This window comes from Sorangium sp. So ce281, assembly GCF_051527395.1.
GTDB classification, from domain to species: domain Bacteria; phylum Myxococcota_A; class Polyangia; order Polyangiales; family Polyangiaceae; genus Sorangium; species Sorangium cellulosum_B.
The window spans coordinates 10,426,054-10,445,256 of record NZ_CP150322.1 but is presented as its reverse complement, the minus strand read 5'-3'; the positions used below and the strand labels follow the sequence as shown (position 1 = coordinate 10,445,256).

28 protein-coding genes and 1 pseudogene are annotated in these 19,203 nt (G+C 68.2%); 24 read left to right on the top strand and 5 right to left on the bottom strand.

Translation table 11 applies throughout. The annotated features are described in order from the left end of the window. Window positions 1-87: 87 nt before the first annotated feature. The 3 genes from WMF27_RS39955 to WMF27_RS39945 all read right to left on the bottom strand — a co-directional run bounded on the left by WMF27_RS39955 (window position 88) and on the right by WMF27_RS39945 (window position 3,817). Complete coding sequence (locus WMF27_RS39955) at window positions 88-1,515, bottom strand: hypothetical protein (protein ID WP_437763665.1); 1,428 nt, start codon at window positions 1,513-1,515, stop codon at window positions 88-90. Between the two features lie 354 nt (window positions 1,516-1,869). After that, window positions 1,870-2,766, bottom strand: a complete 897-nt coding sequence (locus WMF27_RS39950; protein WP_437763666.1) for an SUMF1/EgtB/PvdO family nonheme iron enzyme — start codon at window positions 2,764-2,766, stop codon at window positions 1,870-1,872. A gap of 322 nt (window positions 2,767-3,088) precedes the next feature. Then, window positions 3,089-3,817 carry a hypothetical protein gene (locus tag WMF27_RS39945; RefSeq protein WP_437769951.1) on the bottom strand — a complete coding sequence of 243 codons (729 nt, stop codon included), beginning with the start codon at window positions 3,815-3,817 and terminating at the stop codon, window positions 3,089-3,091. A gap of 630 nt (window positions 3,818-4,447) precedes the next feature. On the opposite strand from WMF27_RS39945, the gene rplV reads away from it, so the two are divergent. The 24 genes and pseudogenes from rplV (at window position 4,448) to rplQ (ending at window position 16,669) form a co-directional block, all read left to right on the top strand. Continuing rightward, on the top strand, window positions 4,448-4,786 hold the full coding sequence (gene rplV / locus WMF27_RS39940; RefSeq protein ID WP_012240567.1) for a 50S ribosomal protein L22: 339 nt from the start codon (window positions 4,448-4,450) through the stop codon (window positions 4,784-4,786). Between the two features lie 17 nt (window positions 4,787-4,803). Next, the gene (gene rpsC, locus WMF27_RS39935; RefSeq protein WP_020740980.1) at window positions 4,804-5,496 is read left to right on the top strand and encodes a 30S ribosomal protein S3; all 693 of its coding nucleotides are present in this window, start codon (window positions 4,804-4,806) and stop codon (window positions 5,494-5,496) included. A gap of 12 nt (window positions 5,497-5,508) precedes the next feature. Continuing rightward, the gene (rplP, locus tag WMF27_RS39930) at window positions 5,509-5,922 is read left to right on the top strand and encodes a 50S ribosomal protein L16 (RefSeq protein WP_012240565.1); all 414 of its coding nucleotides are present in this window, start codon (window positions 5,509-5,511) and stop codon (window positions 5,920-5,922) included. Between the two features lie 8 nt (window positions 5,923-5,930). Further along, a complete protein-coding gene (gene rpmC / locus WMF27_RS39925; protein ID WP_012240564.1) occupies window positions 5,931-6,134 on the top strand; it encodes a 50S ribosomal protein L29 in 204 nt (67 codons plus the stop codon). Window positions 6,135-6,187: 53 nt separating this feature from the next. Continuing rightward, window positions 6,188-6,487 (top strand): 30S ribosomal protein S17, encoded by a 300-nt coding sequence (gene rpsQ / locus WMF27_RS39920; protein ID WP_272102908.1) that lies wholly within the window; start codon window positions 6,188-6,190, stop codon window positions 6,485-6,487. A 4-nt stretch (window positions 6,488-6,491) separates the two neighbouring features. Further along, window positions 6,492-6,860: a 50S ribosomal protein L14 gene (rplN, locus tag WMF27_RS39915; RefSeq protein WP_012240562.1), complete on the top strand. Its 369-nt coding sequence runs from the start codon at window positions 6,492-6,494 to the stop codon at window positions 6,858-6,860. Then, on the top strand, window positions 6,860-7,177 hold the full coding sequence (gene rplX / locus WMF27_RS39910) for a 50S ribosomal protein L24 (protein ID WP_437763667.1): 318 nt from the start codon (window positions 6,860-6,862) through the stop codon (window positions 7,175-7,177). Before rplN ends, rplX begins: the two co-directional genes overlap by 1 nt. Window positions 7,178-7,179: 2 nt before the next feature. Further along, entirely contained in the window at window positions 7,180-7,905 is a 726-nt protein-coding gene (gene rplE / locus WMF27_RS39905; RefSeq protein WP_437763668.1) for a 50S ribosomal protein L5, read from the top strand. Between the two features lie 10 nt (window positions 7,906-7,915). Further along, window positions 7,916-8,101 (top strand): type Z 30S ribosomal protein S14, encoded by a 186-nt coding sequence (locus WMF27_RS39900; protein WP_012240559.1) that lies wholly within the window; start codon window positions 7,916-7,918, stop codon window positions 8,099-8,101. A 4-nt stretch (window positions 8,102-8,105) separates the two neighbouring features. Continuing rightward, complete coding sequence (gene rpsH, locus WMF27_RS39895; RefSeq protein WP_012240558.1) at window positions 8,106-8,501, top strand: 30S ribosomal protein S8; 396 nt, start codon at window positions 8,106-8,108, stop codon at window positions 8,499-8,501. After that, window positions 8,501-9,118, top strand: coding sequence for a 50S ribosomal protein L6 (rplF, locus tag WMF27_RS39890; RefSeq protein ID WP_437763669.1), 618 nt, complete (start codon window positions 8,501-8,503; stop codon window positions 9,116-9,118). The genes rpsH and rplF overlap by 1 nt, the downstream gene beginning before the upstream one ends. A 47-nt stretch (window positions 9,119-9,165) precedes the next feature. Then, window positions 9,166-9,525 (top strand): 50S ribosomal protein L18, encoded by a 360-nt coding sequence (gene rplR, locus WMF27_RS39885; protein WP_437763670.1) that lies wholly within the window; start codon window positions 9,166-9,168, stop codon window positions 9,523-9,525. A gap of 79 nt (window positions 9,526-9,604) precedes the next feature. Continuing rightward, window positions 9,605-10,084: pseudogene (gene rpsE, locus WMF27_RS39880) on the top strand (30S ribosomal protein S5); the annotation flags it as partial. 134 nt (window positions 10,085-10,218) lie between these two features. Further along, window positions 10,219-10,422 (top strand): 50S ribosomal protein L30, encoded by a 204-nt coding sequence (gene rpmD / locus WMF27_RS39875; protein ID WP_437295775.1) that lies wholly within the window; start codon window positions 10,219-10,221, stop codon window positions 10,420-10,422. A 50-nt stretch (window positions 10,423-10,472) separates the two neighbouring features. Further along, window positions 10,473-10,964: a 50S ribosomal protein L15 gene (gene rplO / locus WMF27_RS39870; protein WP_012240553.1), complete on the top strand. Its 492-nt coding sequence runs from the start codon at window positions 10,473-10,475 to the stop codon at window positions 10,962-10,964. Window positions 10,965-11,008: 44 nt separating this feature from the next. Then, complete coding sequence (gene secY, locus WMF27_RS39865; RefSeq protein ID WP_437763671.1) at window positions 11,009-12,337, top strand: preprotein translocase subunit SecY; 1,329 nt, start codon at window positions 11,009-11,011, stop codon at window positions 12,335-12,337. 10 nt (window positions 12,338-12,347) lie between these two features. Beyond that, window positions 12,348-12,989 (top strand): adenylate kinase, encoded by a 642-nt coding sequence (locus WMF27_RS39860; RefSeq protein ID WP_437763672.1) that lies wholly within the window; start codon window positions 12,348-12,350, stop codon window positions 12,987-12,989. Beyond that, a complete protein-coding gene (infA, locus tag WMF27_RS39855; protein WP_012240550.1) occupies window positions 12,986-13,237 on the top strand; it encodes a translation initiation factor IF-1 in 252 nt (83 codons plus the stop codon). The genes WMF27_RS39860 and infA overlap by 4 nt, the downstream gene beginning before the upstream one ends. A gap of 31 nt (window positions 13,238-13,268) precedes the next feature. Continuing rightward, on the top strand, window positions 13,269-13,385 hold the full coding sequence (gene rpmJ / locus WMF27_RS39850; RefSeq protein ID WP_012240549.1) for a 50S ribosomal protein L36: 117 nt from the start codon (window positions 13,269-13,271) through the stop codon (window positions 13,383-13,385). 43 nt (window positions 13,386-13,428) lie between these two features. Beyond that, a complete protein-coding gene (gene rpsM / locus WMF27_RS39845) occupies window positions 13,429-13,809 on the top strand; it encodes a 30S ribosomal protein S13 (RefSeq protein WP_437763673.1) in 381 nt (126 codons plus the stop codon). A gap of 20 nt (window positions 13,810-13,829) precedes the next feature. After that, entirely contained in the window at window positions 13,830-14,240 is a 411-nt protein-coding gene (rpsK, locus tag WMF27_RS39840; RefSeq protein ID WP_437277599.1) for a 30S ribosomal protein S11, read from the top strand. An 11-nt stretch (window positions 14,241-14,251) separates the two neighbouring features. Continuing rightward, window positions 14,252-14,881 (top strand): 30S ribosomal protein S4, encoded by a 630-nt coding sequence (gene rpsD, locus WMF27_RS39835; RefSeq protein WP_272102129.1) that lies wholly within the window; start codon window positions 14,252-14,254, stop codon window positions 14,879-14,881. Between the two features lie 208 nt (window positions 14,882-15,089). Beyond that, complete coding sequence (locus WMF27_RS39830) at window positions 15,090-16,130, top strand: DNA-directed RNA polymerase subunit alpha (RefSeq protein ID WP_020740962.1); 1,041 nt, start codon at window positions 15,090-15,092, stop codon at window positions 16,128-16,130. A gap of 20 nt (window positions 16,131-16,150) precedes the next feature. After that, the gene (gene rplQ, locus WMF27_RS39825) at window positions 16,151-16,669 is read left to right on the top strand and encodes a 50S ribosomal protein L17 (RefSeq protein ID WP_437763674.1); all 519 of its coding nucleotides are present in this window, start codon (window positions 16,151-16,153) and stop codon (window positions 16,667-16,669) included. Between the two features lie 146 nt (window positions 16,670-16,815). Here rplQ and WMF27_RS39820 read toward each other — a convergent pair whose 3' ends face one another. Together WMF27_RS39820 and yccX are read right to left on the bottom strand one after the other, a co-directional pair. Then, complete coding sequence (locus tag WMF27_RS39820) at window positions 16,816-18,891, bottom strand: hypothetical protein (protein WP_437763675.1); 2,076 nt, start codon at window positions 18,889-18,891, stop codon at window positions 16,816-16,818. Between the two features lie 5 nt (window positions 18,892-18,896). Continuing rightward, complete coding sequence (yccX, locus tag WMF27_RS39815) at window positions 18,897-19,175, bottom strand: acylphosphatase (protein WP_012240542.1); 279 nt, start codon at window positions 19,173-19,175, stop codon at window positions 18,897-18,899. Window positions 19,176-19,203: the final 28 nt, after the last annotated feature.

The window sequence follows — 19,203 nt, the reverse complement described above, 5'->3', positions numbered from 1 at the left end:
GGACCACCGCGCACGTCAGCAACAGATAGGGATGCAAGCTGTGCTGACGCGCCGCGTTTGGAATGACTATCCCGTTCGAGACGGAGCTCAGGGCGGGCTCCAGGTGAGCCCGCCATCATCGGAGGCCGCGACGTACCAGCCGCGGCGCGATGTCCCGGTGACGTCCGCTTGGAGGAGCATCAAGAGTCGATTTCCGAACGAGAGGAGGGTTCCGAGCTCGATACGGCCGCGCTCGCCCGCGCCTTCGCCGATGACCCTGGGGACGTCGTAGATCTTGCCCACTTCCGGCGATTGCGCGATATAGAGCCCCCATCGCGCTGCCGCGCGGGAGGTCAGCACTGCGGTGACGGCTTCGCGTGTGGGCGCCAGGGCGACAGACCGTTCATGCGGCTCCAGCCAGGGTCGAAAGGGCGGTTTCTCGGCGATGACGCAGGTGCCTTGGAGGGTGCACGTCGCGAGCGTGAGCTCTCCGGTTGTGGGCGTCATGACTTCGACCATGATCCGGTCGGCTGCGCAGCCGACCGACGCTCCGGGCGGGGCTTTCGCCGGGAGCTTCAGCACGGCTGTCTGGGCAGCGGAGACGGCGACCACGGCGGTCTTGTCGGGCGGCTGAGGAACGAGCTGGATCGACCAGCCGGCGAAGTCGCATGCTGGTGTCGTGGAGAGCGCGGCGATAGCCGCTGGGCTCATCGCGAGTCCCTCGACGCTCTTCGGTGCGTCGAGCGGCTTCCCCGGCGCGGGGACGGGCCGCACGAGGAGGTTGCGCCCGCGCACCGACAGGAGCGTCGGTGGGCGGCCATAAGGCACGGGCAGCGCTTGTTCCTGCGTGGGGAGCGGGACGGGAGGCACCGGCTCGGCGCCCGCCGGCCCCGCATAAACGAGGGTCGCGTGCCGAGGCTTGGGCTCCACGAGCAGCGCGGCGCTCTCGGCGGAGAGCACCGCGGGCACAGCGTTGACCAGCGGCCGCGCTCCGCGGCTCAGCGCGGGAAGCGTGACCGGTGAAGGCGCCGAGAGGTCGGTCGCCTCGAACGGAGCGAAGAAGAGACTCGGCGGGTCCGGCGCGGACGGCGTCCCTCGATTCCCGCGTGTCTCCGCCGGGAGAGCCGGGCCGCGCGGACCGGTCGTGAGCACCGTGGCGCCGTCTCCGCCGACCGACCAGGTCGACCACCCCTCGCGGACGCGCCGCAGAGATCGCCAGGTCCGGCCTGCGTTCTCGGTCACGAGCGCGATCGCCTCGTTCTCGACCTCTCCTGTCACCACGGCTCGCCTCTCATCGAGCACGAACGCCCGGCGCCATCGGGTCGACGACGGCGCGAGCGCCGAATCGATGCCACGCGCCTGGCCAATGGCGGTGGTGAGCTCATCCGAGGACGCCGCGCCCGGGGGCGGCGGGACGGTGATGGGCGCTGCCTTTTCCTTCTTCCCGCAGCCGAGCGCCAGGAGGGCCGTCAGGGCGGCAAGGGCGGTCGCAGCGGCACGGCGCCGCGTGGGCGCGCTCACTAGGGAGTCGAGCATCGGCAATCTCTCCGCTGGTGGCGCCCTGGCTTGCTGCGCGGCGGCCCTGGCCTCTCCACGACGCGCGCGCTCGCTCGCGCCGCGCCCGAGCCCACTTGTCGGAGCGCCCGTCGCGTCACGGAAAGATGCGCGCGCGGCGATCGCCCGGTCTCCCCGCTGGGTCGCCCCGAGCTCCGCGTTCGATTCACGTCTGCCCCATAGCGGGGTGCAGGTTCGCGCGGTACAGGCTCATCCGCGTCGTTCGGCTCGCTGCGGCGTACCTTCGTACGCCTCACTCGCCTGCCTACCGGCTGAGCCCGTATCACACGAACCTGCACGCCGCTATCGTGCCGGCCGCACGCCGCGCGGCCAGCACTAGTCGGCCTGCTCCGGATCCATGCAGCACCGGAAGCCAGTCGAGTAGTCGTGGTAGCCGAAGGAGTGGGCGGTCGTGGCATATTTGCAGCCCTCGCCGTTGCGCGTCGTGTCCATGAAATAGCCGCCCCGGAAGGTGCCGCTCGGATCATCGACCCACTCGTGGAGGTTGCCTACCATGTCGAACACGCCGTAGGCGTTGGTGCATCCCGCGCGCTCGCCCGTCGGGAGCAGCGCCTGGGACAGCTGGTTGATGAGCGGGTTGTTCATCGCCGTCGTCCAGCGCTCCTCGGGCTTGATGTCGAGCAGCGCGGCGATCTCGGCGACGGGGTGGACCCGTCGCTCGTCATCGTTGCACACGCCCTGCTGGCGGAGCGCGCCGTAGGGGAACATCGTGTCGTCCGGCCCTCGGCAGGCGGCCACCCACTCCTCCGAGGTGCACAGGCGCTTGCCCGATGCCGCGCACGCCAGCTTGGCCTGCCGCCCGCTGATGTAGCCTTGGGGGATGACCCCCTGCCAGGACACGGCGCGGACGCGGCGCTCGTTCCCGTCAATCGGATCGTAGGGCGACCAGGGGCGCTCACCGCTGGGCGTCACCTCGACCAGAGTGCCCTCCCAGCGGTCGACGCACACGCGATCGTCGACGAGGGCCATCTCCGCGGGGCAGCGCGCGCTGGCCGTCGAGGAGGACATCGAGATGGCGCCGATCTCGGACTCCATCCCCGAGGCGAGCGTCGCGCTGTCCTTGACGGCAGCGAGCGCGCTCTCCTTGGCCTTGATGCGCCGTTCCGTCGGGACGGCGGCGGTCCCCTCGAGCGAGGCGCGCACCATCAGGCGCGGCGTGATCTGCTCCGCTGTCGTCGACCCGGGAGCACAGCCGGCCGACGCGACGAGCACGCCGAGCAGCGCTCCACCGAGGAATGGACGCGCCCCCGGCGATCGCGGAACGGAGGCTGCCAGGCGCGGGCGGGAGGAGTCCTTGGCCACGGAGGAGCCGAGGATCCCTTCCCGCGATCTTTTTTGCAACCGAATACCGCGCTCGGGGGCTCCCCGAACCGGCCTACATGAGAGGGTGCGCGCGCCGAGGCGCTAAGGTGGGTATGAGCTGGTGAGAGGCCCAGAGGTCATCTGGTGTGCGTCGAATGCCAGGGGAAAAGGATGGCGAGAGCAGAGCGCGCACGGTGGGCGCGCAGGCCGTGCACCCGCGGCGGCTGCCGGGTCAGTAGAAGGCCATGATCTCCTCGTAGCATGCGTCGTAAGCGTCCTGGCAGGAGACATCGGGGTTGTCGTTCATGCACGCGACGAGCTCGTCCGCTGCATCTCGGTTGAGGGGGTTCATCTGAGCCGCGCACTTGGCGGGGTCGAACGTGCCGGCGTCGCAGAACTCGGAGATGGTGTCGCAGATCTCGTCGGCCTGGTGCGGGCACGCGTTGGCGTACGTGCGGTTCATGCACGCCTGAACGGGATCCACATCGCACGCCCGCTCCACGCCGATGTCGCTCAGGCAGTCCACGAGGTCCGCGGCGTGACCCGGGGAAAAGACGGCGAAGCCGTGCTTGCAGAGCCCGTAGCCGATCGGGTCCTCGTCGCGGTTCGCGCCGCACTGGCTCGTCGCCCCCTGCGCAGGCGAGATGTTGAGCTCGTCGCATGCCGCGACCGTGAGGTCGCCGTCCGACGCCTCGATGCAGGCGTCGCTGCCGCCGGTCCCGCCCTGGCCGCCGTCGCCGCCGGTGCCGCCGGTGCCGCCGGTGCCGCCGGTGCCGCCGTCGCCGCCCTGGCCGCCGGTGCCGCCGTCGCCGCCGCTGCCCGTGGACCCGTGGGTGACGCCGGGGCCGACCGTCTGGTCCACCTCGTTGTCGGTGTCCGCCGTGGTCACGACGCAGCCGGTGTGGATGGCGGGCAAGATGAAGGTAAGCGCGAGGAAAGAATGGCGATGGCGAGCAAGCATGGTCACGTTGCCTCCTACAATGTCAGGGAAGAGTTCCACAGCCTGGTGCGTTCGACTGAACGTGGGGCTCCCCTATTCCCCTCGCAATCCTGCTCTTCGGCCTGGTCCAGCCGTCCGACGCCGACGTTCCGGGGGTGCACCTCCGCCGTCGACGGCTCAGACCGCCGTCGACAGCTTGTTTCAGATGCATTTCGTCAGCGTCAAGAACAGATTTCAGCCTCGTGGTCGCCCGCCCGCCTGCCCGAGCACCAGGCTCGGCGTGCCCGGAGCCCCCCGACGTCCGTTCAGGAAGAACTGAAAAACTGCTCAGCCCGCGGGGACGCGCGAAACAAACTGAAAGGGAGCGGAAGGATCTCGCTTGCGTACCGCGCCTCCCGCTGGTAATCACCGCGCTCCGTTTTCCCGGGCGATCGGGTGTCCTCCCGGTCTCCCAGTAGAAGAGCCGTAACGGCGCTTCGATCCCAGCTCCGCCCCTTCGGCCGCCGCGGGAACCCCCCCGGTGACGCGAAGGGGGCCCACGTCGATGGACGTCGGGCTGGGACCGGAAGCGTACGACGGTGCAACCGGTTCGCAGTGAACCGAAACCCGGTACGGAGTCACTCCGCCCGCCGGTGTCGCGAGGTGTCTCGAATGGTAAGCAAAGCCAGTGCGATGTTTTCGCGGATCGCCCCGCGCAAGGCTCGCATGATCGCCGATCTCGTTCGAGGTCGCGACGCGGACGAGGCGATCCAGCTGCTCTCGTTCACGCAGAAGAGCGGAGCCCCCGTCCTGCGGAAGATCATCGAGAGCGCGGTCGCGAACGCCCAGCAGGCGGGCGCTGACATCGACGCGCTCTTCATCAGCAAGGCCACCGTCGACAAGGGGCCGAACAAGTTCAACCGCCGCTGGCGGCCGCGCGCGATGGGCCGTGCGACCCGGATCACCAAGGGCGTGTCGCACATCGTCATCGAAGTCGACGAGAGAAAGTAAGTAGAGGACCTGCCGCTATGGGACAAAAGACCCATCCGTATGGCTTCCGCGTCGGTGTCATCAAGACGTGGAGCAGCAAGTGGTACGAGGACGGCGCTGCGTATCAGAAGTGGCTCCACCAGGACATCCGCATCAAGCGCGCGATCAAGCAGTACCTCTACAACGCCAACATCGCCGGCGTGGAGATCGAGCGCGCCGCCAACCGCGCGAAGGTGATCGTCTTCACCGCCCGCCCCGGCATGGTGATCGGCAAGGGCGGCAAGGGCATCGAGACGCTGAAGAGCGGGAACGTCGGCACCGCGTCCAAGGGCGAGACGCTCTTCCCGGGCGTGTCGTCGTTCACCGACAACGAGGTGTTCATCGACGTGCAGGAGGTCCGGAAGGCCGAGACCAACGCGCAGCTCGTCGCCGAGAACATCGCGACGCAGCTCGAGCGCCGGATCGCGTTCCGCCGGGCGATGAAGAAGGCGGTGTCCACCGCGATGAAGTTCGGCGCGAAGGGCATCCGCGTGCGCTGCGCCGGCAGGCTCGGTGGCAGCGAGATGAGCCGCGTCGAGACCTACCGTGAGGGCCGGGTGCCGCTGCACACGCTCCGCGCCGACATCGAGTTCGGCCTGGCCGAGGCGAAGACCAAGGTCGGCATCATCGGCGTGAAGGTCTGGATGTTCAAGGGCGAGGTCCTGCAGCGTAAGGCGCGCCGGATCCAGTAGAGGGATTGCAGAATGCTGTCTCCGAAGCGAACCAAGTTCCGCAAGATGCAGAAGGGGAACAACCGCGGCCTCGCCATGACGGGCAGCGACGTCTCCTTCGGCGACTTTGCGCTCCAGTGCGTCGAGCCTGCCCGCGTGACCTCGCGGCAGATCGAGGCGGCTCGTATGGCGATCCAGCGGCACGTGAAGCGCGCGGGCAAGCTCTGGATCCGCATCTTCCCGGACCGTCCGGTGACGAAGAAGCCGCTCGAGGTCCGCATGGGTGGGGGCAAGGGCGCGCCCGAGGAGTGGTGCGCGCTCGTGCAGCCGGGCCGCGTGATGTACGAGATCAGCGGCGTGAGCGAGGAGACTGCGAAGGAGGCGTTCCGCCTCGCGTCGCACAAGCTCCCGATGCAGTGCAAGTTCCTCGCCCGCGGGCTGACGTGAGGTAGGCGATGAAGGCGAAGGATTTGCGTGAACGCACCACCGAGCACCTGCGCGAGCTCGAGAAGTCTCTGGCGGCGGGCCTGTTCGAGGCGCGGTTCAAGAATTTCACGAACCGGCTGAACGACACGGCGACGATCCGCAAGGCGAAGCGGGATCTCGCGCGGGTGAAGACGATCCTCACGCAGCGTGCGCGTGCCGAGGAGAAGGCGTAGCCATGGCGAAGAAGAAGGCAGAGATCCAGCAGCCGGCCGCTGCGGCGCCCGAGCTGGCAGCCGCGGCGCCTGCGCAGGCCGAGACCGAGGCGAAGGCGCACGGCTTCCGGCGCAAGCTGGTCGGCAAGGTGACCAGCGACAAGATGAACAAGACGGTCACCGTCGAGGTCATCCGGAACGCGCTCGACCCTGTGTACAAGAAGTACGTCCGTCAGCGGGAGCGCTACAAGGCGCACGACGAGACGAACCAGTACAAGGTGGGCGATCGCGTCGAGATTACGGAGCACAGGCCGATCTCCCGCGACAAGCGGTGGCTCGTGACCAAGCTCGTTGCCCGCCCGGTGGAGGAGTAGCGCCATGATCCAGGTGTCGACGCATCTCGAGGTCGCGGACAACTCCGGCGCCCGAATCGTGAAGTGCATCAAGGTGCTCGGCGGCTCGCGCCGCAAGTACGCCGCCCTCGGCGACGTCATCGTCGTCTCGATCAAGGAGGCGTTGCCGGGCACCAAGGTGAAGAAGGGCGAGACGGCGCGCGCCGTCGTCGTCCGCACCGCCCGGGAGTACCAGCGCTCGGACGGCAGCTACATCAAGTTCGACGGGAACAGCGCGGTCCTCATCAACAAGGAGAAGGAGCCGATCGGTACCCGTATCTTCGGGCCGGTCGCTCGTGAGCTCCGCGCGAAGAAGTTCATGAAGATCATCTCTCTCGCTCCGGAGGTCCTCTGATGAAGCGCCTCAGGGTCGGTGACCTCGTGCAGGTCATCAGCGGCAAGGAGGAGGGGAAGCAGGGCCGGATCACCAAGATCCTCGCTGACGAGGATCGCGTGGTCGTGGAAGGCCTGAACACGGTGACCCGCCACCAGCGGCCCACGCCGCGCAACCAGGAGGGTGGGAAGATCACCAAGGAGGCGCCGATGCACGCCTCGAAGGTCATGCCGGTCGATCCGGCGACGGGCAAGCCGACGCGCGTGAAGATCCGCGTCGGTGAGGACGGCAAGAAGACGCGCGTCGGCAAGAGCGGCAGCGCGATCGGTGTGGGCTAGCCATGGCGGACAAGAAGGACAAGGACAAGGCGGCCAAGGACGCCGGCAAGGGCAAGGACAAGCCCAAGTCGCAGCAGGCCAAGCCGCAGGCGCCCGCCAAGAGCAAGGAAGCCAAGGGCGCGAAGGCCAAGGGCGCCGAGGCCGAGGCCTCCGGGCCGGCCGAGGAGCGCCCGCGCGACCCGAACTACGCGCCGCGGCTCCGCACGCACTACAGGAAGAGCGTGACGGCCGCGCTCGCGAAGAAGTTCGGCTACAAGAACCCGATGATGGTGCCCCGCCTGCAGAAGGTGGTCATCAACATGGGGCTCGGCGCCGCGGTGCAGAACCCGAAGATCATCGACTCCGCCGTCGAGGACATGCGGGCGATCTCCGGCCAGAAGCCGGTGGTGACCCGGGCCCGGAAGTCGATCGCGACCTTCAAGCTGCGCGAGAACCTGCCCATCGGGGTGATGGTGACCCTGCGTGCCGAGCGGATGTGGGAGTTCGTGGATCGCCTGATCGCGTTCTCTCTCCCGCGTGTTCGCGACTTCAAGGGCGTGAGCCCGAAGGGGTTCGACGGCAAGGGCAACTTCACGATGGGCCTGCGCGAGCAGATCATCTTCCCCGAGATCGACTACGACAAGATCGATGTCGTGAAGGGGCTCAACATCTCGTTCGTGACGACGGCGAAGACGGACGAAGAAGGACGCGCGCTCCTGACCGAGCTTGGCATCCCGTTCCGGCATTGAGGGATTATCGATGGCCCGTGCAAAAGAGTTTGCGAAGCTGAACCGTCCGCCGAAGTTTTCTACGCGGCACAAGAACCGTTGCAAGGTGTGCGGGCGCGCGCGCGCTTACTACCGCGACTTCGAGCTCTGCCGCGTCTGCCTTCGGTTGTTCGCGCTCCGTGGTGAGCTCCCTGGTGTGATCAAGGCCAGCTGGTGATTCTATGATGACCGATCCCATCGCCGACATGCTGACCCGCATTCGCAACGCGGCGCTCGCGCGGCACGACCGGACCGAGGTCCCCGCGAGCCGCATCAAGGCCGCGGTCGCGGAGATCCTCAAGTCCGAGGGCTTCATCGCCGACGTGCGCGAGACCGAGGGCGAGGGTCCCAAGAAGCTCACGATCGTGCTCAAGTACGGGCGCGATCGACAGAGCGCGATCGACGGCGTGCGCCGCGTCTCCCGCCCCGGGCGCCGCGTGTACGTGCGTCACGACAGGATCCCGCGCGTGTTCAGCGGTCTCGGGATCTCGATCCTGAGCACGTCCCGCGGGCTCATGAGCGACAGGGATGCGCGCCGCCTCAAGATGGGTGGCGAGCTGATCTGCGAGGTGTGGTGATGGAAGCTCAGGCGAACGCAGCCCAGCCCGCGAACGGTGATAGCCGGCTCGCTCCGAAGACGTCGCGCGTCGGCAAGCGCCCGATCGACCTGCCGAAGGGGGTCACCGCGACCGTCAACGGCCGGAAGATCGACGTCAAGGGCCCGAAGGGCCAGCTCTCCCGCGCGATCACCGACAAGGTGGACGTCAAGCTCGAGGGCAGCAAGCTGCACGTGAGCTCGGCGGCGCCGGGGCGCGACGGGTCGCGCCTCCAGGGCCTCACGCGGGCGCTCGTGGCCGCGATGGTGAAGGGCGTCGCCGAGGGCTACGAGCGGACGCTCGAGCTCAAGGGGACGGGCTATCGCGTCGAGCTCAAGGGCACGACGCTGAACTTCGCCCTCGGCTTCTCCCACCCGGTGACGTTCCCGGTGCCGACGGGGCTCACGGCGACGATCCCGGCGGACTCGAAGGGCACCGTCCTCGTCCTGACGGGCGCGGACAAGGAGCTCATCGGGCAGACGGCCGCGACGATCCGTGGCTTCAGGCCGCCGGAGCCGTACGGCGGCAAGGGCGTCCGTTACCGCGGTGAGCGCGTGCGGGAGAAGGCTGGCAAGGCCGGCAAGGGCGGCAAGAAGTAAAGGCGAGCGGCGGCGGCGACGCCGCTGCACCGAGGGACGAGACGGTCATGGGCATGAAAATCGTCGGTCGGGAGCGCCGGAAGCTCCGCATCCGCAAGAAGGTCGAGGGGACGCCGGAGCGCCCGCGCCTCAGCGTCTTCCGCAGCTCGAAGCACATTTACGCGCAGGTCATCGACGACGTGAGCGGCAAGACCCTCGCCCACGCTTCGACGCTGTCGAAGGACCTCAAGGGCTCCCTCGACGAGGACAACAAGGTCGAGGCGGCGAAGAAGGTCGGGGCGCTGATCGCGAGGATCTGCAAGGAGAGGCAGATCGGCAAGGTCGTCTTCGACCGCAACGGCTATCTGTATCATGGGCGCGTCAGCGCCCTCGCCCAGGCGGCGCGCGAGGCAGGTCTCGATTTCTGACTCCCACAGCCGCTGCCCTGATGGTGAGGGCGGCGGGCGCGGTCAACTGCCGCGGCGGAGAACGTGATAGAGGACGGTTATGGCGTTCGATCATGTCGACGAAGAGAAGCTGAAAGAGCGAGTCATCCACATCAACCGCGTCGCCAAGGTCGTCAAGGGCGGCCGGCGCTTCAGCTTCTCGGCGCTGGTCGTGGTGGGCGACGAAGCGGGGCACGTGGGCATCGGCCTGGGCAAGGCCAACGAGGTGCCGGAGGCCATCCGCAAGGGGAACGATCAGGCTCGCAAGAACCTGTTCCGCATTCCCCTGGACGGCGTGACCATCCCGCACGACTCGTTCGGCCACGTCGGGGCGGGCAAGGTCCTGCTGAAGCCGGCCAGCCCCGGGACGGGCGTCATCGCGGGCGGCGCGGTGCGCGCCGTCGTCGAGTCGGCGGGGATCCACGACGTGCTGTCGAAGTCGCTCGGCACGAGCAACCCGCACAACGTCGTGCACGCGACCGTCGCGGCGCTCCGTGGGCTCAAGAGCCCGGAGAGCGTCGCCGGCAAGCGGTCGATGCAGCTCGACTCGCTCGACTACCAGCGCCGCGGTAGCACGAACACCGCGGGTCGACGGCGCGCGAGCGTGGCGCCGCCCCCCGGGAAGCCGGGCGGCGGCGGTGGTGCACCGAGCGGCGGCGGTGAAGGAGGCTCGCAGTGAAGCTCCGGGTACGTCAGAAGGCCAGCAACATCGGCCAGGTCGAGCACACCCGCAAGATCATCAAGGGGCTCGGCCTGCGTGGGCCGGGGTCCGTGGTGGTCGTCGCGAACACGCCCTCGTTCCGTGGCATGGTGAAGAAGGTCCTCCACCTCGTCGAGGTCGAGGAGGTCGCCGACGGAGCGACCTCGTCGAAGGCCTGAGAAGCGAGATCGTCATTCCAGCGGAGTCGCCGCGTACGGAAGTGTGAAACATGGACATTCTTTCTAAGCTCCAAGCCCCTGAAGGCGCCGTAACCAAGAGGCTCCGCGTTGGCCGTGGCGTGGGGTCGGGCGTCGGCAAGACGTCTGGCCGCGGACAAAAAGGGCAGAAGGCGCGGGCCGGCGGCAACATCAACAAGAAGCACTTTCAGGGCGGGCAGACGCCGATCCAGCGTCGCCTCCCGAAGCGTGGCTTCCGCAACCCGCTCGCGGACATCGTCGTCAACGTCAACGTCGGCGACCTCGAGGCGTTCGATGATGGCGCCCAGGTCGATCTGATCGCGCTCCACGAGCGCCGCCTCGTGCAGGGGCGGTTCGACGTGCTGAAGATCCTCGGCGACGGTGAGCTCACGAAGAAGCTCACGGTGACGGCGCACCGCTTCTCCAAGGGAGCGGTCGAGAAGATCGAGAAGGCGGGGGGCAAGGCGGTCGTGCTCGCGGCGCCTGCACCCCAGGGCAACTCGACGGACTCCTCGTCCTCGTAGTCAGCGCGCACGCGCACCCACCAAGCCGGAGTCCAGGATCGCCTATGGCCAGCCTCGCGGGAATCACCAACTTCCACAAGATCCCCGAGCTCCGGCGACGCGTGATCTTCACCCTGGTGATGCTCGCGGTCTACCGGGTTGGCGTCTTCGTGACGACGCCGGGCGTCGACCGGAACGCGATGCGGCAGTACGTCGCGAAGCAGTCCGGCGGCCTCCTGAGCTTCTTCAACATGTTCTCGGGCGGCGCGCTGGAGAACCTGTCGATCTTCGCGCTCGGGATCATGCCGTACATCTCGGCCTCGATCATCATGCAGCTCATGGGCATGGTCTACAAGCCCATCGACGAGCTGCGGAAAGAGGGCGAGCAGGGGCGCCGGCGGATCGATCAGTACACGCGGTACGGCACGGTCGCGCTCTCGCTGTTCCAGGCCTTCTCGATCGCGAAGATGCTCGAGGGCCTGTCGAGCAGCGAGACCGGGGCCGGGATCGTGAACCACCCCGGCATCGGCTTCCAGCTGATGACGGTCATCACGCTGACGACCGGGACCGCGTTCCTGATGTGGATCGGCGAGCAGATCACGGAGCGCGGCGTCTCGAACGGCGTCTCGCTCCTGATCTTCGCGAGCATCGTCACGCGCATCCCGGAGGAGATCGGCAACTACTTCGCCCAGAACGCCGGCGATCTCCAGCCCCTGACGATGGCCGCGACCGTCGCGTTCATCGTGTTCGTCATCGCCATCATCGCCTTCTTCGAGAACGGCAGGCGTCAGATCCCGATCGTGTACTCGCGGCGCCAGGTCGGTCGTCGCGTCTACGGCGGGCAGACGGCGCACCTGCCGCTGAAGGTGAACACGTCCGGCACCATCCCCCCCATCTTCGCGTCGTCGCTGCTGATGTTCCCGCAGACGCTCGCGAACATGAACGTCCCCGGGGCCGAGCAGATTCAGGCGATCATCAACCGGGGGGACTGGGTCTTCAACACCGGCTACGCGCTGCTCATCATCTTCTTCTGCTTCTTCTACACGAACGTCACGTTCCAGCCGGTGGACGTCGCGGAGAACCTGAAGAAGCAACAGGCAAATATCCCCGGGATCAGGCCAGGCAAGCAGACGGCGGACTACATTCACCGCGTGATCCAGCGGATCACCGTGGGCGGCGCGCTCTATGTCGCCGCGGTGTGCGTGGTGCCCTCGATCGTCGGCAACCTGCTGCGTGTTCCCTTCGGCTTCGGAGGCACGTCGCTCATGATCGTCGTCGGCGTCGCGCTCGACACCGTGAACCAGCTGGAGGCGCACCTGATCACGCGGAGCTACGAGGGGCTGACGGGCCCCGGTGCCACCCGCATCCGGGGCCGCAGGCTCCCGGAAGCGTGATGGAGGGCAAATGATCTTGGTTCTGGTAGGGCCTCCTGGAGCTGGGAAGGGTACGCAGGCGAAGCTGCTGTGCGCACGCTTCGGCATCCCGCAAATCTCGACCGGCGACATGCTGCGCGAGGCGAAGCGGTCGGGGACCTTGGAGAAGCGCTATCTGGACATCATGGACTCTGGCGGACTCCTGCCGGATGAGGCCGTCATCGGCCTCATCGCGCGCAGGACGGTCGAGCCCGACTGCAGTGATGGCTTCCTGCTGGACGGATTTCCCAGGACTGTGCCTCAGGCGGACGCGCTCGACGAGCTCCTGGCCAACCAGGACGGCAGGCGGATTGATGCGGTGATCCAGCTGGACGTGGCGCGTCCCCTGCTCGAGGAACGGCTGATCCACCGCCGAACTGACAAACGCAGTGGACAGATATATCATCTCGTCTATAATCCGCCGCCCCCCGGTGCGGAGCTAGAGCATCGGGCCGATGATCGGCCCGAGGCTGTTGCAAAGCGTCTCGACGCCTACGAGGCGATGACGGCCGCCCTTCTTCCGTTCTACGAGGAGAAGAAGCTGCTGCATCGCGTCGATGGAGTCGGGAAGCCTGAGGAAGTGACGCACAGGGTGCTGTCGGCCATTGGCCGGCCGGGCTCGGGTGGAGAATGAGGCGTAAGAATCAGACCAGACCGCCGAAAGAACCGAAGGGCGACAAGCTCGAGTTCGACGGCGTGGTTCAAGAGGCCCTGCCGAACGCCATGTTTCGCGTGAAGGCGGACAACGGCCTCGGCGTCCTCGCGACCATCAGCGGCCGGATGCGGCAGTACTACATCAAGATCCTGCCGGGCGACCGCGTGACCGTCGAGGTCTCGCCGTATGACCCGAGCCGAGGCCGGATCACGTACCGGCATAAGTAACGTAGTTTTTTGAGGAATCTGGAGGCTCCCCGTGAAGGTGCGCCCGAGCGTCAAGAAGATCTGCGACAAGTGCAAGGTGGTCCGGCGGCGTGGTGTCGTTCGAATCATCTGCGAGAACCCCCGCCACAAGCAGCGCCAGGGGAACTAGCTCTTTCGGCGGAAGCCCGCCCTCGTTTCGGTTTGGAGTAACCATGGCTCGTATCGCTGGTGTCGATCTCCCGCGTCGGAAGCATGTCGCCTACGCCCTGCCGTACCTGTTCGGTATCGGGCGGACTCTCGCCTTGCAAATCTGCGAAAAGACCAACATTCCGCAGAACAAGCGGGTCGACGAGCTCAGCGACGCTGAGGTGAAGGCGATCCGCGACCTCCTGGACGCCGAGTACAAGGTCGAGGGCGACCTGCGGCGCGAGGTGCAGCTCAACATCAAGCGGCTCATGGACCTCGGCTGCTACCGGGGGCTCCGCCACCGGCGCGGGCTCCCGGCGAACGGGCAGAGGACGCATACGAACGCGCGCACCCGGAAGGGACCGCGCAAGGGCATGTTGCAGCGGCGTCCTGCCGCGACCAAGTGACGAGCGGGGATTAGGACGCCATGGCGCAAGCGAAGACGGCTGCCAGTACCACGAAGGCCAAGCAGAAGAAGAAGGTCAAGAAGAATGTCTCCGCGGGCATCGCGCACATTCAGTCGACCTTCAACAACACGGTCGTGACGATCACGGACATCAACGGCAACGCGATCGCGTGGTCGTCCGCTGGCGCTCGCGGCTTCAAGGGATCGCGCAAGTCGACGCCGTTCGCCGCGCAGCTCGCGGCGGAAGAGGCGGCGCGCCGGGCGCAGGAGCATGGGATGCGCTCGGTCGCCGTGTTCGTGAAGGGGCCGGGGGCCGGGCGTGAGAGTGCGCTCCGCGCGCTCCAGACCGCTGGCTTCAAGGTGACGCTGATCCGCGACGTCACGCCGATCCCCCACAACGGTTGCCGGCCGCCCAAGCGGCGCAGGGTTTGAGGTAATTCACGATGGCTCGCTACATTGGTCCGGTCTGCAAGCTCTGCCGCCGCGAGGGGATGAAGCTCTACCTCAAGGGCGAGCGGTGCTACTCCGAGAAGTGCGCGTACACGCGGCGCCCGTATCCCCCCGGCCAGCACGGCCAGGGGCGCATCAAGCTGAGCGAGTACGCGGTGCGCCTGCGCGAGAAGCAAAAGGTGCGTCGCATCTACGGCGTGCTCGAGCGGCAGTTCAGCGGGTATTTCCAGGAGGCCAACCGGCGCAAGGGCCGGACGGGCGAGGAGATGCTCGGGCTGCTGGAGCGGCGGCTCGACAACGTGGTGCACCGGATGGGCTTCGGCTCGTCCCGCGCCGAGGCGCGCCAGCTCGTCCGGCACGGGCACGTGCACGTGAACGGCAAGCGGCTCGACATCCCGAGCTACGTCGTTCGGGCGGGTGACCGGGTCGAGCTCACCGAGGGGGCGCGCAAATTCAAGAGCGTCCTCGCCTCCGTCGGCGGCGCGGACAAGCGCCCGGTCGCGAGCTGGATCGACGTGGATCGCGCGGCGTTCACCGGCGCGATCAAGGGCGCGCCGATCCGCGAGGATCTCAACGAGCCGGAGATCCGCGAGCAGCTCGTCGTCGAGTACTACTCGCGCTGATCGCGCGAGTGCGGCGCGGAGGAGGGCGGCGTCGCGAGCGCACCTTGCAGGGCGCGCTCGCTCGCTGCGGGCTCCCCTCGGCGCCGCCGTCCCGCGCTCGCGCGCGGGGGCATGGAGCCTAGGATGCGGGCAGGAGGCGGCGCCGATCGGCCGAGTGCGGCCACGGCGTGAGACTTCCGCGCAAACCTCATGAAGGAAGGAGATCGCCATGACGATGAACAACCCGAACCTCACGATGATCGCCCGTAACTGGCGCGACCTGATCCGGCCGAAGGGCATCTCGATCGACGCGGAGAGCGGGACCCAGTTCTACGCCAAGTTCACGTGTGAGCCCCTGGAGCGCGGCTTCGGGATCACGATCGGCAACTCGCTGCGCCGCGTGCTGCTCTCCTCCCTCCAGGGGGCGGCCGCGACGGCCATCCGCATCGAGGGCGCGCTGCACGAGTTCACCACCGTGCCGGACGTGGTCGAGGACGTCAGCGACATCATCCTCAACGTGAAGGAGGTCGTCTTCAAGGCGGCCACCCCGAAGACGTACTCGGTGCGGATCGATCGCGAGGGGCCCGGGCCCGTGTACGCGCGCGACATCCAGCTGGTCGATGGCCTGTCGGTGCTCAACCCCGACCACCTCATCGCCGTGCTCGACAAGAAGGGCCCGCTCTCGATGGAGCTCACGGTCAACGTGGGCCGCGGCTACGTGCCCGCCGAGCGCAACAAGACGCCGACCATGCCGATCGGGACGATCCCGATCGACGCGCTGTTCTCGCCGATCCGCAAGGTGAACTACACCGTGCAGAACGCCCGCGTCGGGCAGGTGACCGACTACGACAAGCTCACGCTCGAGGTCTGGACCAACGGGTCCGTCTCGCCGGCGGACGCGGTCGCCTTCGCCGCGAAGATCCTCAAGGAGCAGCTCTCCATCTGGGTCAACTTCGAGGAGAGCGAGGAGACGAGCTACCAGGCGGTGATGAGCGACGACGAGCCGCTCAACGAGAACCTGTTCCGCTCCGTCGAGGAGCTCGAGCTGAGCGTCCGCTCCGCGAACTGCTTGCAGAACGCGAACATCACGCTCATCGGGGAGCTCGTGCAGCGGACCGAGCAGGACATGCTCAAGACCAAGAACTTCGGTCGCAAGTCGCTGAAGGAAATCAAAGAGATCCTCGCGAACATGGGGCTCTCGCTCGGGATGAAGATCGACAACTGGCCGCAGCTCCTCGAGCGCTGGAAGGCGCAGCAGGCGCAGGCGTGAGTCGGTACTGAGGGAACGTCATGCGTCACAAGAAAGCGGGCAGGCAGTTTGGTCGGGATACCTCCAGCCGCAGGGCGATGCTTCGCAACCTGACGGCGAACCTGATCACCCACGAGCGGATCGAGACGACCGACGCCAAGGCGAAGGAGCTGCGGCGCGTGGCCGAGCGGCTCATCACCAAGGCGACGCGGCTCGGCAAGGTCGCGTACACCGCGCACGGGGAGCTCAGCCCCGGCGACAGAGCGCGCCGTCTCCACGCCGAGCGGCTGGTGGGCAGCTACATCCCTCGCTGGGGGGTCGCGACCGACGGCAAGAAGGTCGACATCATCGCGAAGGTGATGATCGATCTCTCGAAGCGCTTCGAGGGGCGGCCGGGCGGCTACACGCGGATCATCAAGCTCGGTCCGCGCCGCGGTGACTGCGCGCAGATGAGCCTCATCGAGTTCGTCGACGCGCCGCCGGTCGCGGACGCGCCTGCGCAGGCCGCCGAGCCGGTCGCCGCGGCGGAGCCGGCCACCCCGGCGACGACCGCCGGCTGAGCCGGAACCAGGCCGGCGCAGCGCGGCGCCGGCGCAGTCGCAGACAGGACGCCGGGAGAGCGCTCAGCTCGCCCGGCGTTTCTGCGTTGTGAGCCCGGCCGGCGCTCGGGGACCGACCGCTGCGTGGGCCTGGTGCTCGCGACGGCTCAGCGGTCGTGCGCGCCGGCTTCAGGGGCGTCGTCGCTCCGCGATTCCGCCTCCTCGATAGGCTGTGCTGGCAAGTCGGGGTCCGCCTTCGAAATGGCGGCCGGGGCCGGCTCGGGAGACGTCTGGGGCTGCGGAAGAGCGGCGCTGTCCTGCCCTCGGGGCGGCGCCGAGGCCGGTGATGCGGTCGGCTGCGAAGGGGGCGGCGCCGAGGTCGGTGATGCGGTCGGCTGCGAAGGGGGCGGCGCCGAGGCAGGAGACGCCGGCGGGTGCGCAGGAACGGTGCCGGCTTGCGCTCGAGCGGGCGACGGAGCGCTCCGCCGCCGGGCGATGAAGAACATCGAGAGCACCGCGGCCAGACCTACGGCTCCCGCGGCGATGTGGCGGTTCGTCTGGCTCTTCCGCTCCGCGACCTTGTCCCCGAGGGAGGTGAGCGCAGCCCTCGCGTCGGCGTGGGAAGGGTCGAGCTCGATCGCGCGCTCCAGCACGAACTTGTCCGGCGTGCCGCGCTCGATGAGGAGCGCGCCCTCGAGGTAGGCGATCTCCGCTTCGATCTTCTTCGCGCGCTCGCCTGGCGCGTCGAGGCGCAGCGCCTTGCGCAGCATGGCGAGCGCGTCGTCGCGCCGGTCGGCAGGCAGCGATTTCGCCCGCTCCACGTAGGCGTCCACCATCTCCTTGCGGCGCTCGAAGAGCGGCGCGCGGGCGAGCACCTTGTCGAACGCGTCGGTCGCCTCGGCGGGCTTGCCCGCGCTCGCCGCGGCGACGCCCTCGTCCATCAGCTTGTACACCTCCGCGAGGCGCGCGCGATCGTACGTCCCGAAGAGCTCGCGCGCGACACGGTCCCACGACCACTCGCGCGGCGGCTTCGCGCCGGTGAGGTCCAGGTAGGCGTCGCGGAGTTGCCAGATGCCGGGCTCGCCGATTGCGGAGATCGCCTCCCGCGCGGCGTCGCGCAGCCGCGCGCGGTCGCTGTTGCAGAAGCTCAGGATCACGCGCATGGCGTCCACGTCCCGGACGCGGCCGTAGGCGCGGAGGACGTCGGCCAGGATCTGCGTGTCATTCGACGCGATCGCCTCGCCGGGGATCGCCCGGCCGAGCAGGTCGAGCTGCTTGTTGGCCCACCGCTGGACGATCTTGGCGTCGTGCTGGCGCGCCTCGATCAGCGCGGGGACCGCCTTGTCGCGCAGCTTGGCCACCTGCCGCTGGAGATCGATGCGGAGCAGCTCGCCGAAATAGGCGTGCAGCGCGATGAGCTCGCGGACCGCAGGCGTCGTGCCTGCAGCGACGAGCATCCGCTCCATCGCGAGCAGCTTGACGACGTCGCGCCACGCGCTGTCCCGCGGCCGCGCCACGGCCAGCATGAAATCCAGCCAGTCCCCCTCGTCCTTCTCGTCGTCAGCGCCCTTCTTGTTGGCGCTCTGGTCGGCCTTGATGTCCTTCTTCGCGCCCTTCGCGTCGCCGGCGGCCTTCTTCGCGCCCTGGTCGGCCTTCGCGTCCTTCTTTGCGTCCTTCGCGTCACCGGCGCTCTTCTTTGCGTCACCAGCGCCCTTCTTTGCGTCGCCAGCGCCCTTTTTCGCGCCCTTGTCGGCCTTCGCGTCTGCGGTCTTCTTCCGGTTGCCGTCGCGCTCGCCCTCCCCCTTCATGGCCTTGCGGCCTTCTCTGCGCGCGTCCGCGAGCACGCGAGGCGCCGCGCTCCGATCGAGCGAGCCGCGGATGTCCTGAACGCGCAGCCGCACCGCATCGACGATGCCAGGGATCGGCTCATCGAGGGCCGCGCGGGCGTCCTCCCGCGAGCGCGCGTCCTCCGACGTGATCTGGTCGAGTATCCGGTCGAGCTCGCGGACCGCGGCGATGTCTGGCTCCGGGCGGGCGATCGGGGCGAGGCGCGGGAGCTCAGGGAGCGCGGAGGAGGCCGGCGCGGAAGTGCCGGCGTCGCGCTCGCCGGCGGCGCGCGCCGGAGGCGTCGCGAGCGGCGCCGCTGCGAGCAGGCCAATCAGGACGAGCCACGCGCACGCCGGCGTGCGTCGCCGCGCCCATCGCGCGCCTGCGCCCCTCGGATCCGTCGTGTGCCGTGCCAAGCGCCTCAATCCGTGATGCGAAAGTCGAAGAAATCGCCGGAGAAGCCGCGCCACCGGACGTCGACGCGCTCGACCCGCGCGGCGCTCGGGCCGCGGTTCGCCCAGGCGATGAGCTCCTTCAGCTCGTCCTCCTCCCCCTCGGCGAGGACCTCGACGCTGCCGTCGGAGCGGTTTTTCACCCAGCCGGTGAGGCCGAGCCGCTTGGCCTCGCGCTGCGTGGAGGCACGAAAGAAGACGCCCTGGACGCGACCGCGGACGAACAGCTGAACCTGTTTGAGCCCCATGGAACCAGCTTGACTTAGCCGCGCGTTC

Bases quoted from the DNA above. Each gene is read 5' to 3' on its own strand.
- rplN (WP_012240562.1), top strand. From the start codon at position 6,492: ATGATCCAGGTGTCGACGCATCTCGAGGTCGCGGACAACTCCGGCGCC.
- rplX (WP_437763667.1), top strand. From the start codon at position 6,860: ATGAAGCGCCTCAGGGTCGGTGACCTCGTGCAGGTCATCAGCGGCAAG.
- rpsH (WP_012240558.1), top strand. From the start codon at position 8,106: ATGATGACCGATCCCATCGCCGACATGCTGACCCGCATTCGCAACGCG.
- rpsD (WP_272102129.1), top strand. From the start codon at position 14,252: ATGGCTCGCTACATTGGTCCGGTCTGCAAGCTCTGCCGCCGCGAGGGG.
- WMF27_RS39955 (WP_437763665.1), bottom strand. From the start codon at position 1,515: ATGCTCGACTCCCTAGTGAGCGCGCCCACGCGGCGCCGTGCCGCTGCG.
- WMF27_RS39860 (WP_437763672.1), top strand. From the start codon at position 12,348: ATGATCTTGGTTCTGGTAGGGCCTCCTGGAGCTGGGAAGGGTACGCAG.
- yccX (WP_012240542.1), bottom strand. From the start codon at position 19,175: ATGGGGCTCAAACAGGTTCAGCTGTTCGTCCGCGGTCGCGTCCAGGGC.
- WMF27_RS39945 (WP_437769951.1), bottom strand. From the start codon at position 3,817: ATGCTTGCTCGCCATCGCCATTCTTTCCTCGCGCTTACCTTCATCTTG.
- rplP (WP_012240565.1), top strand. From the start codon at position 5,509: ATGCTGTCTCCGAAGCGAACCAAGTTCCGCAAGATGCAGAAGGGGAAC.
- WMF27_RS39900 (WP_012240559.1), top strand. From the start codon at position 7,916: ATGGCCCGTGCAAAAGAGTTTGCGAAGCTGAACCGTCCGCCGAAGTTT.
- secY (WP_437763671.1), top strand. From the start codon at position 11,009: ATGGCCAGCCTCGCGGGAATCACCAACTTCCACAAGATCCCCGAGCTC.
- rpsM (WP_437763673.1), top strand. From the start codon at position 13,429: ATGGCTCGTATCGCTGGTGTCGATCTCCCGCGTCGGAAGCATGTCGCC.
- rplR (WP_437763670.1), top strand. From the start codon at position 9,166: ATGGGCATGAAAATCGTCGGTCGGGAGCGCCGGAAGCTCCGCATCCGC.
- WMF27_RS39830 (WP_020740962.1), top strand. From the start codon at position 15,090: ATGACGATGAACAACCCGAACCTCACGATGATCGCCCGTAACTGGCGC.
- rpmC (WP_012240564.1), top strand. From the start codon at position 5,931: ATGAAGGCGAAGGATTTGCGTGAACGCACCACCGAGCACCTGCGCGAG.
- rplO (WP_012240553.1), top strand. From the start codon at position 10,473: ATGGACATTCTTTCTAAGCTCCAAGCCCCTGAAGGCGCCGTAACCAAG.
- rplQ (WP_437763674.1), top strand. From the start codon at position 16,151: ATGCGTCACAAGAAAGCGGGCAGGCAGTTTGGTCGGGATACCTCCAGC.
- rplE (WP_437763668.1), top strand. From the start codon at position 7,180: ATGGCGGACAAGAAGGACAAGGACAAGGCGGCCAAGGACGCCGGCAAG.
- infA (WP_012240550.1), top strand. From the start codon at position 12,986: ATGAGGCGTAAGAATCAGACCAGACCGCCGAAAGAACCGAAGGGCGAC.
- rpsC (WP_020740980.1), top strand. From the start codon at position 4,804: ATGGGACAAAAGACCCATCCGTATGGCTTCCGCGTCGGTGTCATCAAG.
- rpsK (WP_437277599.1), top strand. From the start codon at position 13,830: ATGGCGCAAGCGAAGACGGCTGCCAGTACCACGAAGGCCAAGCAGAAG.
- rplF (WP_437763669.1), top strand. From the start codon at position 8,501: ATGGAAGCTCAGGCGAACGCAGCCCAGCCCGCGAACGGTGATAGCCGG.
- rplV (WP_012240567.1), top strand. From the start codon at position 4,448: ATGGTAAGCAAAGCCAGTGCGATGTTTTCGCGGATCGCCCCGCGCAAG.